This is a genomic window from Nocardia panacis, from assembly GCF_003598715.1.
Classification (GTDB): Bacteria; Actinomycetota; Actinomycetes; order Mycobacteriales; family Mycobacteriaceae; genus Nocardia; species Nocardia panacis.
In genome coordinates this window covers 127,672-146,902 of the sequence record NZ_QZFU01000055.1, presented here as the reverse complement: position 1 = coordinate 146,902, position 19,231 = coordinate 127,672, and the positions used below count along the sequence as shown (strand labels likewise).

Here is a 19,231-nt window from a genome sequence, read left to right as displayed (position 1 = left end):
ATGGTGCGGGTCGAAAAGCACCAAGACGAAATCGTGCGCCTCCCCACTGCGGCGAAGGCAGCGGGGAAGCGCACGTCGATGATCTCCGGCGAGGTTACGCCTTGATCATGTTGCGCAGCACGAACTGCAGGATGCCACCGTTGCGGTAGTAGTCCGCCTCACCGGGGGTGTCGATGCGAACGACCGCGTCGAAGGTGATCACCTCGCCGTTCTCCTTGGTGGCGGTGACCTTCAGCGTCTTCGGGGTGACGCCCTCGTTCAGCTTGGCGATGCCCTCGATATCGAAGGTCTCGGTGCCGTCCAGCTTCAGCGACGCGGCCGATTCGCCCGTCGGGAACTGCAGCGGGACCACGCCCATGCCGATGAGGTTGGAGCGGTGGATGCGCTCGAACGATTCGGTGATCACGGCCCGCACGCCCAGCAGGCTGGTGCCCTTGGCCGCCCAGTCACGTGAGGAGCCCGAACCGTATTCCTTGCCGCCGAGCACCACCAGCGGGACGCCTGCGGCCTGGTAGTTCTGCGAGGCGTCGTAGATGAACGCCTGCGGGCCGCCCTCCAGGGTGAAGTCGCGGGTGTAACCGCCCGAGACGTCGTCGAGGAGTTGGTTGCGCAGCCGGATATTGGCGAAGGTGCCGCGGATCATGACCTCGTGGTTGCCGCGCCGCGAGCCGTAGGAGTTGTAGTCCTTGCGCTCGACGCCATTGGCCTCCAGGTACTGCGCGGCCGGGGTGCCCGGCTTGATGTTGCCCGCGGGGGAGATGTGGTCGGTGGTGACCGAATCGCCCAGCAGCGCCAGCACCCGCGCACCCTTGATGTCCGCGACCGGCTTCGGGGTCTGCGGCATACCGTCGAAGTACGGGGGCTTGCGCACGTAGGTGGACTGCGCGTCCCAGTCGAAGGTCTTGCCCTCGGGGGTCGGCAGGCCGCGCCAGCGCTCATCGCCCTTGAAGACGTCCTTGTAGTCCTCGAGGAACATATCGCGGGAGATGACCCGGTCGATGGTGTCCTGGATCTCCTGCGGGGCGGGCCAGATGTCCTTCAGGAAGACCTCGTTGCCCTCGGAATCCGTGCCGAGCGCGTCGTGCTCGAAGTCGAAGTCCATGGTTCCGGCCAGCGCGTAGGCGATGACCAGCGGCGGGGAGGCCAGGTAGTTCATCTTCACATCGGGGGAGATGCGGCCCTCGAAGTTGCGGTTGCCCGAGAGCACCGCCGTGACGCTCAGGTCGTTGTCGTTGACCGCCTTGGAGATCTCCTCCGGCAGCGGGCCGGTGTTGCCGATGCAGGTGGCGCAGCCGAACGCGACCAGGTTGAAACCCAGCTTGTCCAGGTACGGCCACAGACCTGCCTTCTCGTAGTAGCCGTTGACGACCTGCGAGCCGGGGGCCATCGAGGTCTTCACCCATGGCTTGCGGGTCAGACCCTTCTCCACCGCGTTGCGGGCCAGCAGGGCCGCGCCGATCATGACCGACGGGTTGGAGGTGTTGGTGCAGGAGGTGATGGAGGCGACCACGACCGCGCCGTGATCGAGCACGAAATCGCCGTACTCGTCGGTGTGCACCTTGACCGGCTTGGTCGGGCGGCCCGTCGAACCGTTGGCGGCCGTGGGCAGCACCGCGTCGTCATCGGCGAAGGACAGCACCGGCGCGTCGCTGGCCGGGAAGGACTCCTCGATCGCCTCGTCCAGATGCGAGTGCGGGGCGCCCTCGGGATCGGAGGTGTAGTTGTGGATGTCCTTGCGGAAGGCGATCTTGCTCTCCGAGAGCAGGATTCGGTCCTGCGGACGCTTCGGACCCGCGATCGAGGGCACCACGGTGCCCAGGTCGAGCTCCAGGTACTCCGAGTAGGCGGGCTCGGAGTCGGCGTCGTGCCACAGGCCCTGTTCCTTGGCGTAGGCCTCGACGAGCGCGACCTGCTCGTCGCTGCGGCCGGTGAGGCGCAGGTAGTCCACGGTCACCGAGTCGATCGGGAAGATCGCGGCGGTGGAACCGAATTCCGGACTCATATTGCCCAGGGTGGCGCGGTTGGCCAGCGGCACCTCGGCCACGCCCTTGCCGTAGAACTCGACGAATTTGCCGACCACGCCGTGCTTGCGCAGCATATCGGTGACGGTGAGCACCACGTCGGTGGCGGTGACGCCCGGCTGGATCTCACCGGTCAGCTTGAAGCCGACCACGCGCGGGATGAGCATGGACACCGGCTGGCCGAGCATGGCAGCCTCGGCCTCGATACCGCCGACGCCCCAACCCAGTACGCCAAGGCCGTTGACCATCGTGGTGTGCGAGTCGGTGCCGACACAGGTGTCCGGGTAGGCCTGGCCGTTACGAACCATGACGACGCGGGCCAGGTGCTCGATATTGACCTGGTGCACGATGCCGGTGCTCGGCGGCACGACCTTGAAATCGTCGAACGCGCTCTGGCCCCAGCGCAGGAACTGGTAGCGCTCGCCATTGCGCTGGTACTCGATCTCGACATTGCGTTCGAAGGCGTCGGCGCGGCCGAAGACGTCGATGATGACCGAGTGGTCGATGACCATCTCGGCGGGGGCCAGCGGGTTCACCTTGTTCGGGTCGCCGCCGAGGGTGGCCACGGCCTCGCGCATGGTGGCCAGGTCGACGATGCAGGGCACGCCGGTGAAGTCCTGCATGATGACGCGGGCGGGGGTGAACTGGATCTCGGTGTCGGGCTGGGCGTTGGGGTCCCAGCTCGCGATGGCCCGGATATGGTCGGCGGTGATATTCGCGCCGTCCTCGGTGCGGAGGAGATTCTCCGCGAGGACCTTCAGTGCGTAGGGAAGTTTCTCGGTGCCCGGCACGGCGGAGAGGCGGAAGATCTCATAGGAGTTGCTTCCCACCTCGAGGGTGCCCTTGGCGCCGAAAGTATCGATACTTGTCGTCACGTCAGCTCCACTCGTCTGTGAGGGGTGCCGTCGGCGGGGCTGTGCCGACGGCAGGTCTCGAAGGATTCAAGTCTTCGGAGGGCGCCCGCACCGTGCCCGCCGGGGCGAACAGGGTGCTGGTTCCCCATGACGTCGACCCTAACAGTACGCTTGTCCTGTGAATTGCGGCGGGGGGTAGTCGGCGCGGCGCGTGCTCGTGTGTCGAGTTGTGGTCGCGTACTGTGCTTTCGAGTTCGTCGGGAGCTCGCGCCGGGAAGGTTCCCGGTCTCGCTCGCCCAGCAGTGTTGATGCCCTCGCCTTGCCCCGCCTCGCCCCGCCGATGCGGCTCGACAGACCGGATGGAAGATGACCGTCTCGCATACCTCGGTGTTCACTCCCATGGCCGCCGTGTTGCCGCCCTCCGTGGACGAATCGACGCTCACCACACTCGATGCGGATCTGTCCAAGCACCATGTGGCCGTTGTCGAAGGTATCGAGACCGACGAGCTGGACACCTACGACCTGGCCGGTATCGCCGCCGACGCCCGCGAGCACGGCATCCCCCTGAGTGTCGTCGTGGTGCCGGGCAATCCATTTCCGGAGTCGAGCCTGCGCGATCTGGCCACCCGGCTCGGCGCGACCCATCACGGCACGGTGGTGGTGCTCAGCGACGACTGGGCCGGCACCTACAGCGACACGCTGAGCCGGGATCGGCTCGAGCGCGCCGAGGACGCGGCCAAGAATCGCCACGCCGGGCACAGCGTGGAGGCCGCGCAGGCCTTCGTCGACAGCCTGCAGAAGCCGGATCCGATCTCCTGGACCACGGCCACCTGCCTGATCCTGGTCGCCTTGGTCGCGGCCATCGGCGGTCTGTACTGGGTCAAGGCCCGTCGCAGACGCCAAGAGTCCGCCAACTAGCGACTTTCGGGACACATACCACCGGGTCGGTATCCGCTCAGCAACTTTTCTATACGACCGGTTTGTTTTCTCCGTAGAAACCTTGATGGTCGTAAGGCTACCTACGGGCAACGTCCGAATTACCCGGATGTGATTCTGTGGTCGGAGTTTCCTCAGTGAATAAAGTGTCGTACGGTTCGATTGTTTGCTGATGGGGAAGAAGTGTTGCTAGGGCTCTCCGTCGACCACTGAGCTTGATGGTTCGATTGGTGCTGCTGAGGCGTGGGCCACGGGTCGGATCCTTGGGAGGTGCGATGCGCAACAACGGCGAGGTCGGAACCCGACGCCCGGCGTTGGTCGCTCTGGGATTGCTGATATCCGTCGCCATCGTGCTGACGGCGGCGCAGGCGGGCGCGGTGCCCCCTCCTCCGCCAAATCCCAGCGACGGTCAACTCTCCGACGCGGGCGCACAGGTCGACGCGGGCGTGGCCGAGGTCGGCGGACTGATCAATCAGGTCGCTAGCGCCGAACAGCAACTCCAACAGCTCGACGAGGCCGTCGCACTCAAACGCGAAGCGGTCAACAAGGCCCTGGTCGATCTGCAGGACGCCAGAGACGCGAGCGAAAGGGCCGCCGCGTCGGTCACCGATTCCGAGCGCGAATTGGCCGAGGCCACAACCAAAGTCGGCCAGGCCAGAAGCAACTTCGACGTCTTCGCGGCCAGGGCGTACACCAAACCGGCCACCCCGACGATGATCACCTTCCTCGCCGCCGCCAGTCCCGACACCGTGCTCGATCGCGCCAGGGTGTTGGCCATGGTGTCCAAACAGCAGCAGCAGGTGCTCGACGGACTGCGGCGCGCGCAGATCACGCGCGGCAATCTGAATTCCCTGGCGCGCCAGGCCAAGTCCGAGGCCGACGCCGCCGCGGCGGCGGCCGAGGCCAAGAAGGCCGACGCCGAACAGGCCGTCGCCGCGGCAAAGGTCGAGGCCGATCGGCAAGCCGGAGCGCGGGATACGCTCGTCAAACAGCGTCAGGGCGCGCAGACCAAGCTGGACGCGGCCCGCCAGAACGTGGCCGGACTCGTGGCCCAGCGCGACGCCTACCTCGCTTGGGATCAGCGCCGTCGCGCCGAGGAGGCCGCCATCCGCGCCGCCGCGCAGGCCGCCGCGGCGCGGGCCGCCGCCGACCAGGCCGCCAGGGATCGCGCCGCGAAGGCCGCCGAAGGCAAACGGCCCCACACGGACTTGCGGGACGAAGCGCCCCAAGGTGTCCACCCCCAAGCCAAACCCAAGCGCGACCCGGCCCCCACCATGCCCGCCATCGGCGGCTCCGATGCGGTGGAAACCGTGGTGGACCGCGCCATGTCCCAACTCGGCGTGCAGTACTCCTGGGGTGGCGGCGACGAGAACGGCCCCACCCTGGGCATCCACGATGGCGGCGTCGCCGACAGCTACGGCGACTACAACAAGGTCGGCTTCGACTGCTCCGGCCTGATGATCTACGCCTTCGCGGGAATCGGCGTCTCCCTACCGCACTACAGCGGCTACCAATACAACGCGGGCACAAGGGTTCCCGTCGCCGAACGGGTACGCGGCGACATGCTCTTCTGGGGGCCGAACGGCAGCGAGCACGTCGCGCTGTATCTGGGCAACGGACAAATGGTCGAAGCCCCCCAATCCGGAGAGGTAGTGAAGGTCTCCGCGGTCCGAAACGGCGGCATCATGCCCTACGCGGTCCGCATCATCACCTAGGGCAGTCACCCAACGCGATCAAACGTGGGTCCCCTGCGGCACTTTGCCGAGATACCTGGAATAGTTGTGGTGCAGCACGCACAGGACAAAGGCGAAAGCGGGGATGTTGGTGACTTCGACGGACGGTGTGAGCGGAGCGGAGGCGGTGCAGGACGCGCCCGCGCCGAACACCCTGGAGCGTGACGTGCAGACTCTCGAGAAGGCGATCTACGAGGTCAAGCGGGTGATCGTCGGTCAGGACCGGCTGGTGGAGCGGTTGCTCGTCGGTGTGCTCGCGCGCGGTCACGTCCTGCTCGAGGGTGTGCCCGGTATCGCCAAGACGCTGGCGGTGGAGACCTTCGCGAAGGTGGTCGGCGGCTCGTTCGCGCGCGTGCAGTTCACCCCCGACCTGGTGCCAACCGACCTGATCGGCACCCGCATCTACCGGCAGGGCCGCGAGGAATTCGATACCGAACTCGGTCCGGTGGTGGCCAATTTCGTCCTCGCGGACGAGATCAACCGCGCCCCGGCCAAGGTGCAGTCGGCGCTGCTCGAGGTGATGGCCGAGCGGCACGTCTCCATCGGCGGCAAGACCTACCCGATGCCGGATCCCTTCCTGGTGATGGCCACCCAGAACCCGATCGAGAGCGAGGGCGTGTACCCGCTGCCCGAGGCGCAGCGCGACCGCTTCCTGTTCAAGATCGTCGTCGACTACCCCTCGGTCGAGGAGGAGCGCGAGATCATCTACCGGATGGGTGTCACCCCGCCGGAGCCCAAGCGCATCCTCGAACCCGAAGAGCTCATCCGCTTGCAGAAGTTGGCGGCCAATACCTTCGTGCACCACGCACTGGTGGACTACGTGGTCCGGGTGATCGCCGCGACCCGCACCCCCGCCGAATTCGGTATGCCCGATGTGGCGAGCTGGGTGTCCTACGGCGCCTCGCCGCGCGCCAGCCTCGGCATCATCGCCGCGGCCCGCGCGGTCGCGCTGATCCGCGGCCGGGATTACGTGGTGCCGCAGGATGTGGTCGAGGTGATCCCGGATGTGCTGCGCCACCGCCTGGTGCTGTCCTACGACGCGCTGGCCGACGAGATCACCCCGGAAGAGGTGATCAAGCGGGTCCTGCAGACGGTCGGCCTGCCGCAGGTCGCCCCGCAGGCGGTGCCGCCGAGCGGTCCGGCGGCCCCCGCGCCGCCCGCCGCTCCCGCGCAGCAGCAGGTTCCGCAGCCGGTACCGCAGGCTGCGGCCCCCCAGTCGAAGTGACCGCCGCCGCGAATCCGCCCGAACGCGTGGACAGTCCCCAGCACGCGCCGCCGTCCTTCCGATCCGGTGAGCTCACCGATCCGAAGCTGGCCGCTGCGCTGAAGACCCTCGAGTTGACCGTGCGCCGCAAACTCGACGGCGTGCTGCACGGCGATCATCTCGGCCTGATCCCCGGCCCCGGCTCCGAGCCGGGCGAGGCGCGCGCCTATCAGCCGGGTGACGATGTGCGCCAAATGGATTGGTCGGTCACCGCCCGCACCACCCATCCGCATGTGCGGCAGATGATCGCCGACCGCGAGTTGGAGACGTGGCTGGTGGTGGATCTGTCCGCCAGCCTCGATTTCGGCACCGCGCTGTGCCAGAAGCGGGATCTGGCCATCGCGGCCGCGGCCGCGATCACCCATCTGACCAGCGGCGGCGGCAACCGGATCGGCGCCGTGGTGGCCACCGGCGACAGGTTGACCCGTATTCCCGCGCGCAGCGGCCGCGTGCACGCGCAGTCGCTGCTGCGCACGCTGGCCACCACCCCGCACGTCCCCGACGGGGTGCGCGGTGATCTGCGCGCCGGGATCGAGGCGCTGCGCCGCCCGCAGCGCAAACGCGGTCTGGCCGTGGTGATCAGCGACTTCCTCGGCGATATCGATTGGCAGCGCGCGCTGCGCGCCATCTCGGCCCGGCACGATCTGCTGGCGGTGGAGGTCCTCGATCCGCGCGATCTGTCGCTGCCCGATGTGGGCGATGTGCTGCTGCATGATCCGGAGTCGGGCCGCACCCGCGAGTTCACGCTGACCCCGACGTTGCGCGCGGATTTCGCGGCCGCCGCGGGCCGCCACCGCGAACAGGTCGAGCAGGCGCTGCGCAGTTGCGGCGCGCCGGTGCTGTCGCTGCGGACCGACCGGGACTGGATCGCCGATGTGGTCCGGTTCGTCTCCACCCGGCGCCACAGCTTGGGCGCCCCGAGCGGGCGGGTGCCACGCCAGTGAGTATTTCCCACTTCTCCGCCACGGTGTGGCTGGCCTTCCTCCTGGTCATCGCGCTGCTGGCGCTGGTTTACGTGCTCGTGCAGCGTCGCAGGACGCGGCGGGTGCTCCAGTTCTCCAATATGGAGCTGCTGGAATCGGTCGCGCCCAAGGGGCCGAGGGTGTTTCGGCACGCGCCGGTGGTGCTGCTGCTCGTCGGGCTCGTGCTGTTGACGGTGGCCGCCGCCGGTCCGCAGGCGACGAAGAAGGTGCCGCGCAACCGGGCCACCGTCATGCTCGCCATCGACGTGTCGCTGTCGATGGAGGCCACCGATGTGCCGCCGACCCGAATCCAGGTGGCCAAGAAGGCCGGTAAGGATTTCGTCGACGGCTTGCCCGCGAGTATCAACCTGGGTTTGGTCTCCTTCGCGGGCACCGCGTCGGTGCTGGTCTCGCCGACGACCAATCACGGGGCCGTGAAGGCCGCGATCGATAACCTGAAACTGGCCGAGCGCACCGCGACCGGCGAGGGCATCCTCACCTCCCTGCAATCCATCGATACCCTGGGCACCCTGCTCGGCGGTCCGGAGCCGCCGCCCGCGCGCATCGTGCTCATGTCCGACGGCAAGCAAACCGTCCCCGCCTTCGAGGACGCCGACAATCCGCGCCACGAATTCGTCGCCGCCCGCCTGGCCAAGACGAAGAACATTCCGATCTCCACGATTTCGTTCGGCACCAAATGGGGCACGGTCGAAATCCCCAGGGAGGACGGCTCGATGCAGCGGGTCAAGGTCGAGGTCGACGATGCCGCCATGCAGGAGATCGCCAAGCTGTCCGGCGGCGAGTTCTACACCGCCTCGACCCTGCAGGAGTTGTCGAAGGTCTACGACACCCTGCAGGAGCAGATCGGTTTCGAGACGACGATGGGTGACGCGAGCCGCCCGTGGTTGCTGCTCGGCCTGCTCATCACCGCGGCGGGCGTACTGACGGGACTCCTCTACCGCCAGCGTCTTCCGTAGTTTCCGGACAAGAATCCAGCGCGAATTCGGGGCCGATCCGGTAGCGGGCGCGGCCTCGGGACGGGGTAGGTTTGTCGCCATGTCGAACAGCACATCTCGATCGGTCCTGGTGACCGGCGGAAATCGCGGTATCGGACTCGCCGTCGCGCAGCGTCTGCTCGCCGACGGGCACCGGGTGGCGGTCACCCACCGCGGCTCGGGGGTGCCCGAGGGGCTGAATGGCGTGAAATGCGATGTGACGGACGCGGATTCGATCGACCGGGCCTTCAGTGAGGTCGAGGCGCTGCAGGGTCCGGTCGAGGTGGTGGTGGCCAATGCGGGCATCGTCGACAACACGCTGCTCATGCGGATGAGCGAGGAGCAGTTCACCCGCGTCATCGATGCCAACCTCACCGGCGCGTTCCGGGTCGCCAAGCGGGCCTCGCGGGCCATGCTGCGGGCGCGTTTCGGCCGCATCATCTTTCTGGGTTCGGTGGTGGGCACATTCGGCGCTCCCGGCCAGGTCAACTACGCCGCCGCCAAATCGGGCCTGATCGGTATGGCACGCGCCATCACCCGCGAGATCGGCACCCGCAATATCACCGCCAATGTCGTGGCCCCCGGCCTCATCGACACCGATATGACCCGCGACGAAATGACCGAGGAGATGCGCGAGACCGCGCTGAAGATCATTCCGGCGGGCCGCATCGGGCAGCCGGAGGATGTCGCGGCGGCCATCAGCTTCCTGGCCTCCGACGACGCGGCCTACATTTCCGGGGCCGTCATCCCCGTCGACGGCGGCATGGGCATGGGTCACTGACCTTCCGCGAACATCACCTTCAACCTCAGGAGAACCGAAAACCCATGGGCGGATTGCTCGCAGGCAAGACCATCCTGATCACCGGCATCATCACCGACTCCTCCATCGCCTTCCACGCGGCGGCGGTGGCGCAGGAGCAGGGCGCCAAGGTGCTCATCACCGGCATCCCCGAGCGCCTGCGGCTGATCGACCGGATCGCCAAGCGGCTGCCGCAGGAGGTGCCGCCCGCCATCCCCCTCGATGTCACCAGCGAAGAGGATCTGGCCGTCCTGGCCGAGCGGGTGGGCGTACTCGCGCCGGAAGGCATCGACGGTGTGCTGCACTCGATCGCCTTCGCCCCCAAGACCCTGATGGGTCCGGACGCGGTGCCGTTCCTGGACGGTCCCGGTCCCGACGCCGCCAAGGCCTTCGAGATCTCCGCATGGAGCTACGCCGGGCTGGCCCGCGCGGTGCTGCCGGTGATGAACGAGGGCGGTTCGATCGTCGGTATGGATTTCGATCCGCGCACCGCCATGCCGTTCTACAACTGGATGGGCGTGGCCAAGGCGGCGCTGGAGTCGGTCAACCGGTATGTCGCGCGAGAGGTGGGCGCGGCCAAGCGAATTCGCTCCAACCTGATCGCGGCGGGTCCGATCAAGACCCTGGCCGCCAAGGCCATCGCGGGCACCGCCACCGATGACGCCGCCAAGCTGAACCAGCTCAACATGTACTGGGACGGCGCCTCGCCGATCGGCTGGAATGTCGACGACCCGTCGGTGGTGGCCAAGTCGGTGTGCGCACTGCTGTCGGACTGGCTGCCGGGCACCACCGGTTCGATCATCTACGTCGATGGCGGGGCCAGCCACAACACCTGGTTCCCGGAGAACTTCTCGGCGAACTGATGTCGCCCGACGCGCTGCTGCTGCTGTCGTTCGGCGGCCCCGAACGCCCCGAGGATGTGCTGCCGTTCCTGGAGAACGTCACTCGGGGCCGAGGGGTGCCGCGTGCGCGCCTGGAGGAGGTGGCCAAGCACTACCTCCACTTCGGCGGTGTCTCGCCGATCAACGCGCTCAATCTGGCGATCATCGAGGCGATCGAGGCCGAATTCGCTGCGCGCGGTATCGAATTGCCGGTGTATTTCGGCAATCGGAACTGGCATCCGATGGTGGAGGATACGGTCGCCCGCATGCGCGAGGACGGGATCGGCTCCGCGCTGGTCTTCCCGACCTCGGCGTGGGGCGGCTATTCCGGCTGCCTGCAGTATCAGGAGGATATCGTCCGCGCCAGGGCGGCCCTCGGCGATGACGCACCCGAATTGCGCAGGCTGCGACAGTATTTCGATCATCCGCTGTTCATCGCCGCGTTCGCCGATGCCATTCGGGCCGCGCGGGCGGAACTGCCCGCCGCGGTGCGGGAGCGGGCGCGCTTGGTGTTCACCGCGCATTCGGTGCCGGATCGCGCCGATCTCGTCGCCGGACCGCCCGGCGCCGGTCGGCTCTACAGCCGCCAGGTCGCCGAGGCGGCCCGATTGTGTGCTGCGGCAACGGGATTCACCGACTACGACCTGGTGTGGCAGTCGCGGTCGGGGCCGCCGCAGGTGCCGTGGCTGGAGCCCGATATCGTCGACCACCTCGACGGGCTCGGCGCGGCCGGTGTCGAGGCGGTGGTGGTGTGCCCGGTCGGCTTCGTCTCCGACCACCTCGAGGTCATCTGGGATCTGGACAACGAGGCCGCGCAGCGCGCCGCCGAACTCGGTATCGCCTTCGCCCGCGCCGCCACACCCGGCCCGGATCCCCGCTTCGCCCGCATGGTGGCCGATTTGGTGGAGGAACTCCGAACCGACGCGGCCCCAGCGCGTTTGGGCACGGTGCCGGGCTACGGCTGCACCCGCAACGGCGCACCCTGCGCCGTCGGCTGCTGCGGCGCACCCATTGCCGACTGACGTATCCCCAGTCTCGGGAAGGTGATTGCCGGCTGCGACGACTAGTGTGCGATCGCTATTGTCGCTAGCCCATCATCTGTCCGAATCCGAAGGGAAATCAATGAGGGCACTCTTCCGGAGCATGACGCGCTCGACCGTCGCCGTCGCGGCGGCGGGTGCCGCTCTGGTCCTCGGCGCGGGTCTGGCCACCGCCGACGAATGGCCGGTCCAGCAGCCCAATACGGTGATCCAGGTCGTGGAGACCTACGATTTCGTGCTGCCGTCCGACCCAAACTACTGGAATCCGACCGAACGGCGCGACCGCCTGGACTCGCCGTACGGCACCGGCACCCGGATTGTCTGCGAGGCGTATCGCGGCCGCACCGGCAACTGTTGGCAGGCCGATGACGCGGGCAATCCGCACAAGCTGCTTCGCGAGGATTTCAGTGAGGGTGGGATCACCGGTTCGGCCCAGCAGGGCCACACGCCGACGAAGTACACTTTCCCGCGCTGATGACATGCGGGGCGTGCCGCCCCGCATCCTCAGAAGTCGATGGTCGAGAGCCGGGTGTAGACCCCTGGATATCCGGCCTGTGCGCTGCCCCGGCCCCACGAGGTGAGTCCGATCGCCTTACCGTCCACCAGAATCGGTCCGCCGCTGTCGAATTCGGCGGTATCGGCCGGAGTCGATCCGGCGCACAGCATGATTCGCGCATCGTAGGCCGGACCGTAGGCCCGCGCGCAGGCGGAGTCGGGGAGCAGCGGGACCGTCGCGGCGTGCAGCGCGCTATTGGACCAGTCGCCGGGCGCTGTCACACCCCATCCGACTACGGTAGCCGAATCGCCGTGCGCGGCAGCGATTTGCAGCACCGGCCCCGCGACCGGATGGTCCAGGGTGAGCAGAGCCAGATCATTGTGATAGGCCGTATCGCCCGCGGCGTCCAGCTCCCCGAAATCCGGATGGATCCGAATACTGCTGACGGATACGGTATTTCCGGTCGACTCGCGCAGATCGGTGCGGCCGAAGGTGACGTCGATCGCGAACGGCACCGGCTCCTCCAGCGAGACGCAGTGGGCCGCCGTGAGCACCTTGTCCGGCGTGATGAGCACCCCGCCGCAGAAGTGACCGCCGGGGCGCACCACGAACGCAGGGGACCCGACGGCCGCGAGCCACGGGTAGTCGGCGGCCACCGCCGCATCGCCACCCACCACCGCGGCACCGGGCGCTGCCGCGAAAACCAGACCGACCAGCGATGCGGCGACCAAAACCGCACACCGGAACATCTCAGGCCCCCCGCGCCGCGGTGTGCACCGCCACCAACCGCGCCGCCCGGATGGCATCCCACAGTGGCCGCAGCAGCGTCTCCTGGGAAACGAGCGCGCTCGACGAGGTGGGCGCCGAGGCCGGTTCCCGCTGCGCCACCGTGAGAATCGCCGCCACGTGGTCGGCGGTGTCGAGAATTCGCTTGGCGCGCAAGGGCATCGACTCCGGGTAGTCATGGCGGGCGTAGCCTGCCAGTTCCGCCTCGATGAGTTCGCGCGGATCGGAGTCCGAACCGCCGAGCGCGGTCGTGTGCAACTGCATGAGCGCGTCGGCCGCGTCCCGAACCGCCTCGCGCATGGTGAATTCCGCCTCGCCCAGCGACATATCCGGACCCGGCGGGGGCGGGATCGGCGTGCTGTAGACGGTCCACTGCAGGGTGTCCTCGGCGGCGCGCTGCGGGATGAGTCCGGTGCCGTCCGTACCGGGGACGCCCAGGAGCAAACCCTCGCCCGCCTCGGTGGCATCGCCGGCGAAGGCCGTGCCGACCGGCAGCCCGCGCACATCACCCGGCACCGGGAGCACCAGCCGCAACTGCGCGCCCGGCACGCCCATGGTTTCGCGAATCACCTTGAGCAGGGCCATGATCCCGGTGCCCGGCTGATGTCCGTGCGCCGACCACGGCAGGTCCGTGCGGCCACCGGTGATCGGATCGCCCGCCGCGATGGTGTGCTTGGGCGCCCACGCGTGCAAGGCTTCGAGCACGTCGTCGGGCGCGCTGCGGCCCGCGAGCCAGGAACCGGCCCACACGGTCAGCGTGGCACTGGGAGAGCACATAATCATCGAGCATAGAGGCTTCCCCCCGGGCTCGGCATCCACTCGCGACAGCCCCGCTATCGCTAGGGTTCAGGTTCGGTAACGAAGTCGATGAGCCGTTCCACCGCACCGATGAGCGGAGCCTGCAGATCGCGGAAGGAGTTCACCGCGTTGTAGACCCGCCGCCACCCGTCCTGCGGCGCACCCCAGCCGAGGCGACGGCAGATCCCGGTCTTCCAATCCTCCCCGCGCGGAATTTCCGGCCACGCCGCGATACCGAGCGCGGCGGGCCGCACCGCCTGCCACACATCGATGTAGGGATGTCCGGTCACCAGCACGTGCGGTCCGAGCCCGGTGGTCAGCTGTGTCTCCTTGGACCCGGTGACCAGGTGATCGACCAGCACGCCGACCCGGCGACCCGGTCCCGGTGCGAATTCGGCGAGCCGTTCGCCCAAATTGTCCAAACCTTCGAGATGTTCGACGACCACGCCCTCGACCCGCAGATCGTGCCCCCACACCCGCTCCACCAGCGCGGCGTCGTGCACGCCCTCCACCCAGATCCGGCTGGATTTCGCGACCTTGGCCCGCAGACCCTCGACCCGTGTCGATCCGGACGCCGATCGGATCGAACCGGCCGGGGCCGCTTTCGGGCGCATCAAAGTGACCGGCCGACCATCGATGAGAAATGCCGCCTCGCGCATGGCGAACAATCGCACCGTGCCGCGCGCGTCCGCCAATTTCACGAACTCGCCGTCGTAGCCGCGGTCGAAACCCACTACGGCGCCGCAGAATCCGGTCGCGGCATCCTCCACGACCAATTCGCGTTCGGCCGCCACCTTCGGCGCCGCGCGCGCCTTTTTGCGGGCATGTCCGTCGAAGATGTCGCCATACATATCGCGCGAACTCACCGGCCGAACCTAGCAGTCGGCGCCGCCGCTGCCACTAGAGTGGTTGTGTGGCCGCAATCTTTTTCCTGGTCGCGGGTGTGCTGCTCGCGGCGGCGGAGATGCTCACCGGTGATTTCACCCTGCTCATGCTCGGCGGCGGTGCGATCATCACCGCCGGTATCGGATTCGGCGCGGGCACCTCGCTGGTCATCGACGCGGTGATATTCGGGGTCGTCTCGCTGCTGCTGCTTTTCGTGGTTCGGCCGGTTCTGTTGCGGCGCTTCGCGACTCCGCCGCCGACACCGACCAATACCGACGCGCTCCCCGGAAAGACCGCGCTGGTGCTCGCGCCGATCAGCGAGCACAATCCGGGCCGGATCAAATTGGGCGGCGAGGTATGGTCCGCTCGACCTTTCGATCCGACGGTGGAGTATCCGGAGGGAGAAACGGTGTACGTCATGAGGATCGACGGCGCGACGGCCGTCGTCTGGAAGGGGCCCTAATGGCTGTACTGATCGTCGCCGCCGTCCTCGTCCTATTGGTCGTGGTGGTGGTGTTCAAATCGATCGCCCTGGTTCCGCAGGCGGAGGCGGCGGTCATCGAGCGGCTCGGGCGCTATTCCCGGACCGTCTCGGGCCAGTTGACCTTCCTGGTGCCCTTCGCGGACCGGGTGCGCGCCAAGGTGGATCTGCGCGAGCGGGTGGTGTCCTTCCCGCCGCAGCCGGTGATCACCGAGGACAATCTGACCCTGCACATCGATACCGTGGTGTATTTCCAGGTCACCAGCCCGCAGGCGGCCGTCTACGAGATCAGCAACTACATCGCCGCGGTCGAACAGCTCACCGTCACCACGCTGCGCAATGTGGTCGGCGGGATGACCCTGGAGCAGACGCTGACCTCCCGCGACCAGATCAACGGCCAGCTGCGCGGTGTGCTGGACGAGGCCACCGGCCGCTGGGGTCTGCGGGTGGCGCGGGTCGAGTTGAAGAGTATCGATCCGCCGCCGTCGATCCAGGAGTCGATGGAGAAGCAGATGAAGGCCGACCGCGAGAAGCGGGCCATGATCCTCACCGCGGAGGGCACCCGCGAAGCGCAGATCAAGACGGCCGAGGGCGCCAAGCAGGCCCAGATCCTGTCCGCCGAGGGTTCCAAGCAGGCCTCCATCCTGGGCGCCGAGGGTGAGCGGCAGAGTCGCATCCTGCGCGCGCAGGGTGAGCGGGCCGCCGCCTACCTGCAGGCGCAGGGCCAGGCCAAGGCCATCGAGAAGGTCTTCGCCGCAATCAAATCCGGCAAGCCGACGCCGGAACTGCTTGCCTACCAATACATGCAGACGTTGCCGCTGGTGGCCAAGGGCGATGCCAACAAGGTGTGGTTGGTGCCCAGTGACTTCGGCAAGGCACTGGAGGGTTTCGCCAAGAGTTTCGGCTCCCAGGGCGAGGACGGCGTCTTCCGTTACGAACCGCCCGCCGAGGACAGCGCACCGGCCAAGCCGGAGGACGACTCCGATGTCGCGGACTGGTTCGACACCAGCTCCGATCCGAATATCGAGCGGGCCGTGCGCGCCGCCGAGGCCACCGCACGCACTCCGGTCGAGGGGTTGTCCGCGGCCCCGCCGCCCGCGCCTCGGCTCGCCGCGCCGCCCGCACCGACACCGCAGACCTTTCAGCCTCCGGAATCCCAGCAGAGCCTGCAGACGCCGCCGCTGCGTCCGGACGATCCGCACGGCAGGCCGTGGCAACCGCCGAGCACCTACACGCAATAGGTCATACCGCCCCCGGTCCGCAAGGGCCGGGGGCGGATTCGTCTGTGAGAATGTCGATCGTCCACCGCACCGGATCCCGGTGGCAGACTGCCGATATGACGCAAACCGTATGGGCTCGGGTGGATGACTATCTGGTGCGGACGCTGGTCGTCGACGCGGATTCGGAGGCGGCGCGCGCGGCGAACGCGGCGGCCGGTCTGCCCGCGATCGATGTGTCGGCCACCCAGGGCAAACTGCTGAACCTCCTGGCGCGCACCGCCCGCGCGCGCCGGGTGTTGGAGATCGGCACCCTCGGCGGGTACTCCACCCTGTGGTTGGCGCGCGCGGTCGGCCCGAAGGGGCAGGTGATCACCCTGGAGTTCCAGCCGCACCACGCCGAGGTGGCGCGGGCCAACCTGGATCGGGCCGGTGTGGGGGACAGGGTGCAGATCCGGGTCGGCGCGGCGCTGGAGAGTCTGCCGGTGCTGGCCGAGGAGGGTCCCGAACCGTTCGATCTGGTCTTCATCGATGCCGACAAGGTCAACAATGCCAACTATGTGCGGTGGGCGCTGCGCCTGACCCGCCCCGGCGCGGTCATCATCGTCGACAATGTGGTGCGCGACGGCGGTGTGGCCGACGCGGATTCGCAGGATCCGGCGGTCCGCGCCAGCCGCGAGGTGATCGAACTGTTCGCCACCGAGTTCGCCGCCGACGCGACGGTGATCCAAACGGTCGGCGACAAGGGTTGGGACGGTTTCGTTTACGCCGTGGTGGACGGTGACCCCGTCGAATAGTTCACGTTATATCGAGGTCGAGCCCGCCGCCCGCGCCGCGAAGCCATCGCACAGTGCCTCCAGGCCCAGGAACAGCAGTTCCTCCTGGGTGAGATTGCTGTCGCCTGCGCCATTGAGTGCGGCCAGCGCGGCGGGGACCGGCTCGCGCGACTGACCCGCCAGCAGGGCGCGCAGCCCGTTGGAGCCTCCGGGATTCATGCCCTTGCGCGCCATGAGGCAGGCGCTGATATGCGGCAGCGTGGCCCCCGAGATGTGGTTCCATACGCTGAAGGCCATGGCGGTGGCCTCGCGGGTGGGGACATTCAGTTGGCCGAACCCCTGGACCAACCAGGACAGCGAGGAAAGGCTCTGCGGTCCCATGCTGTAGCGGGGGGTGGCGAAGGTGAGCAGCACCCACGGATGCTCCTGGTAGAGCACCCAGTCGATCTCGCCCGCGATGCGCACCCGTTCGCGCCAGGTGTGGCTGTCGCCGCCGGGATAGGGGTAGCGGCCCGAGACCTCGTCGGTCATGGCCTCCAGGAGTTCGTCCTTGTTGGCGATATGTCGGTACAGCGACATGGCCCCGACGCCGAGGCGGTCGGCGATGCGCCGCATGGACAGGGCGTCCAGACCTTCCTCGTCGGCGATTTCGATGGCGGTGTCGACAATGGCCGCGCGAGTGAGCTTCGCCTCTGTCATCCCATTACTCGCTTTCTTTCCCCGAGTCCCTGTGCGTACACTGTACCCGTTCCGTGCGTACGTCGTACGCGCAGCGATTCGTTTCCATCCCGAGAGGAAGTCGATGACTGACGTGGACTCGGCCCGGCGGGTCGCCCCCGACGCGACCGGATCCCGCCGCGCCTGGTTCGGCCTCGCCGTGCTGCTGCTCCCGGTGCTGCTGGTGTCGATGGATGTGTCGGTGCTGTTCCTGGCGCTGCCCACCATGACCGCCGACCTGGACCCGACCGCGGCCGAGCAACTCTGGATCCTGGACATCTACGGCTTCCTCATCGCGGGCCTGCTGATCACCATGGGCAATCTCGGCGATCGCATCGGCCGCCGCAATATTCTGCTCGTGGGCGCGGCGGTCTTCGGCATCGCCTCCACCGTGGCCGCGTTCGCGCCCAGCCCGGAGGTGCTCATCGGGGCGCGCGCCCTCATGGGCATCGGCGGCGCGACGCTGCTGCCGTCGAGTCTGGCGCTCATCTCCAATCTCTTCCCCGATAGCAAACAGCGCGCCGCCGCCATCGGCATCTGGACCGCGTTCTTCGCGGGCGGCTCCGCCGTCGGACCGATCATCGGCGGTCTGCTGCTGCACCAATTCTGGTGGGGTTCGGTCTTTCTCATCAATGTGCCGGTGGTGCTGATCCTGCTCGCGGTCGGTCCGTTCGTGCTGCCCGAACACCGCTCCGGCGTGCGCGGCCCGATCGATCTGCCCAGTGTCGCGCTGTCCATCGGCGGCATCCTGCCGCTGGTCTACGGCATCAAGCAGATCGCGGCCGAGGGTTTCGAACTCAGCGCCGCACTCATCGGGCTGATCGGTATCGCGGTGCTGGTGCTGTTCGTGCGACGGCAGACCCGCATCCCGGACCCGCTGGTGGATCTGAGCCTGTTCCGGCGGGTGCGCTTCTCGATCGCCATCGGCTCCGGAGTCACCGGCATGATGTCGCTGGCCGCCATGAGCTACCTGACCAGCATCTATTTGCAGTCGGTCACCGGGCGCGAGCCGCTGCCTGCGGCGCTGCTCGGCCTGCCGATGGCGGTGACGGTATTCCTGTTCTCCATGTACGGCGGTCGCATCGGGACGTGGTTCGGGGTGCAGCGGGCCTTCGCCTTCGCCCTGATCTCCGCCGCGGTGGGCAATCTGCTGCTGCTCGGAATGGGTGTGGACGGCGGCTTGGTCTGGTACATCATCGGATCGATGGTGGCGGGCATCGGCTACGGCATCTCCTTCACCCTCATCTCGGAGGTGTCGGTGGCCTCGGTGCCGCCGGAGCGGGCAGGCTCCGCGGTGGGTATCTCCGAGACCAGTTTCGAACTCGGCAACGCGCTCGGTCTGGCACTGCTGGGATCGCTGGCCGCGCTGGTCTTTCGGTCCGGCGGCGAATTCGCCGACACCCTCGGCGAGACCATCGTGCGTTCCGGCTCGAATGCGGGCGTGCTGCACGCCGCGCGCGAATCCTTCGTCACCGGAATGCATGTCGCGACCTCGGCGGGCGCGGCGGTCCTGCTGGCCATGGCCGCCGTGGTCTGGTGGACCGGTCGCGGCAAGCGTTGATCGGGTGATGATGACATCGGGCGGTGGAT

Annotated in this window: 18 protein-coding genes; 13 read left to right on the top strand and 5 right to left on the bottom strand. The window is 67.8% G+C overall.

The annotated features are described in order from the left end of the window. Nucleotides 1-94 precede the first annotated feature (94 nt). Nucleotides 95-2,896, bottom strand: a complete 2,802-nt coding sequence (locus tag D5S18_RS33080) for an aconitate hydratase (RefSeq protein WP_162501001.1) — start codon at nt 2,894-2,896, stop codon at nt 95-97. A gap of 345 nt (nt 2,897-3,241) precedes the next feature. On the opposite strand from D5S18_RS33080, the gene D5S18_RS33075 reads away from it, so the two are divergent. From D5S18_RS33075 to D5S18_RS33035, 9 genes are all read left to right on the top strand, one after another. Continuing rightward, a complete protein-coding gene (locus tag D5S18_RS33075) occupies nt 3,242-3,793 on the top strand; it encodes an Rv1476 family membrane protein (protein ID WP_120045068.1) in 552 nt (183 codons plus the stop codon). Nucleotides 3,794-4,086: 293 nt separating this feature from the next. Then, nucleotides 4,087-5,526: an NlpC/P60 family protein gene (locus D5S18_RS33070; protein ID WP_120045067.1), complete on the top strand. Its 1,440-nt coding sequence runs from the start codon at nt 4,087-4,089 to the stop codon at nt 5,524-5,526. A 103-nt stretch (nt 5,527-5,629) separates the two neighbouring features. Continuing rightward, the gene (locus D5S18_RS33065; RefSeq protein WP_239004165.1) at nt 5,630-6,769 is read left to right on the top strand and encodes an AAA family ATPase; all 1,140 of its coding nucleotides are present in this window, start codon (nt 5,630-5,632) and stop codon (nt 6,767-6,769) included. Continuing rightward, on the top strand, nt 6,766-7,752 hold the full coding sequence (locus D5S18_RS33060) for a DUF58 domain-containing protein (protein WP_120045065.1): 987 nt from the start codon (nt 6,766-6,768) through the stop codon (nt 7,750-7,752). Before D5S18_RS33065 ends, D5S18_RS33060 begins: the two co-directional genes overlap by 4 nt. Next, on the top strand, nt 7,749-8,747 hold the full coding sequence (locus tag D5S18_RS33055) for a VWA domain-containing protein (protein WP_120045064.1): 999 nt from the start codon (nt 7,749-7,751) through the stop codon (nt 8,745-8,747). The genes D5S18_RS33060 and D5S18_RS33055 overlap by 4 nt, the downstream gene beginning before the upstream one ends. A gap of 79 nt (nt 8,748-8,826) precedes the next feature. Continuing rightward, nucleotides 8,827-9,546, top strand: a complete 720-nt coding sequence (gene fabG1, locus D5S18_RS33050) for a 3-oxoacyl-ACP reductase FabG1 (RefSeq protein WP_120045063.1) — start codon at nt 8,827-8,829, stop codon at nt 9,544-9,546. A gap of 44 nt (nt 9,547-9,590) precedes the next feature. Then, nucleotides 9,591-10,427 carry an NADH-dependent enoyl-ACP reductase InhA gene (inhA, locus tag D5S18_RS33045; RefSeq protein WP_120045062.1) on the top strand — a complete coding sequence of 279 codons (837 nt, stop codon included), beginning with the start codon at nt 9,591-9,593 and terminating at the stop codon, nt 10,425-10,427. Next, the gene (locus tag D5S18_RS33040) at nt 10,427-11,467 is read left to right on the top strand and encodes a ferrochelatase (protein ID WP_120045061.1); all 1,041 of its coding nucleotides are present in this window, start codon (nt 10,427-10,429) and stop codon (nt 11,465-11,467) included. Before inhA ends, D5S18_RS33040 begins: the two co-directional genes overlap by 1 nt. A gap of 121 nt (nt 11,468-11,588) precedes the next feature. Next, the gene (locus D5S18_RS33035; protein WP_120045060.1) at nt 11,589-11,960 is read left to right on the top strand and encodes a hypothetical protein; all 372 of its coding nucleotides are present in this window, start codon (nt 11,589-11,591) and stop codon (nt 11,958-11,960) included. 29 nt (nt 11,961-11,989) lie between these two features. Here D5S18_RS33035 and D5S18_RS33030 read toward each other — a convergent pair whose 3' ends face one another. The 3 genes from D5S18_RS33030 to D5S18_RS33020 all read right to left on the bottom strand — a co-directional run bounded on the left by D5S18_RS33030 (nt 11,990) and on the right by D5S18_RS33020 (nt 14,416). After that, complete coding sequence (locus D5S18_RS33030; protein WP_120045059.1) at nt 11,990-12,730, bottom strand: serine protease; 741 nt, start codon at nt 12,728-12,730, stop codon at nt 11,990-11,992. A 1-nt stretch (nt 12,731) separates the two neighbouring features. Next, on the bottom strand, nt 12,732-13,544 hold the full coding sequence (locus D5S18_RS33025; RefSeq protein ID WP_120045058.1) for an Rv1486c family protein: 813 nt from the start codon (nt 13,542-13,544) through the stop codon (nt 12,732-12,734). Between the two features lie 62 nt (nt 13,545-13,606). Then, nucleotides 13,607-14,416 (bottom strand): DUF3097 domain-containing protein, encoded by an 810-nt coding sequence (locus D5S18_RS33020; RefSeq protein ID WP_120045264.1) that lies wholly within the window; start codon nt 14,414-14,416, stop codon nt 13,607-13,609. Nucleotides 14,417-14,478: 62 nt separating this feature from the next. Between D5S18_RS33020 and D5S18_RS33015 the strand changes: the two genes are divergently transcribed. The 3 genes from D5S18_RS33015 (at nt 14,479) to D5S18_RS33005 (ending at nt 16,945) form a co-directional block, all read left to right on the top strand. Then, nucleotides 14,479-14,913 carry an NfeD family protein gene (locus D5S18_RS33015; protein ID WP_120045057.1) on the top strand — a complete coding sequence of 145 codons (435 nt, stop codon included), beginning with the start codon at nt 14,479-14,481 and terminating at the stop codon, nt 14,911-14,913. Beyond that, nucleotides 14,913-16,172 carry an SPFH domain-containing protein gene (locus D5S18_RS33010; protein ID WP_120045056.1) on the top strand — a complete coding sequence of 420 codons (1,260 nt, stop codon included), beginning with the start codon at nt 14,913-14,915 and terminating at the stop codon, nt 16,170-16,172. The genes D5S18_RS33015 and D5S18_RS33010 overlap by 1 nt, the downstream gene beginning before the upstream one ends. Nucleotides 16,173-16,267: 95 nt before the next feature. Then, complete coding sequence (locus D5S18_RS33005) at nt 16,268-16,945, top strand: O-methyltransferase (protein ID WP_120045263.1); 678 nt, start codon at nt 16,268-16,270, stop codon at nt 16,943-16,945. A 6-nt stretch (nt 16,946-16,951) separates the two neighbouring features. Here the strand turns inward: D5S18_RS33005 and D5S18_RS33000 are convergent, their stop codons facing one another. Next, nucleotides 16,952-17,623 carry a TetR/AcrR family transcriptional regulator gene (locus D5S18_RS33000; protein WP_120045055.1) on the bottom strand — a complete coding sequence of 224 codons (672 nt, stop codon included), beginning with the start codon at nt 17,621-17,623 and terminating at the stop codon, nt 16,952-16,954. A 103-nt stretch (nt 17,624-17,726) separates the two neighbouring features. Here D5S18_RS33000 and D5S18_RS32995 point away from each other — a divergent pair, with 103 nt between their 5' ends. After that, a complete protein-coding gene (locus D5S18_RS32995) occupies nt 17,727-19,202 on the top strand; it encodes an MFS transporter (RefSeq protein WP_120045054.1) in 1,476 nt (491 codons plus the stop codon). Nucleotides 19,203-19,231 lie beyond the last annotated feature (29 nt).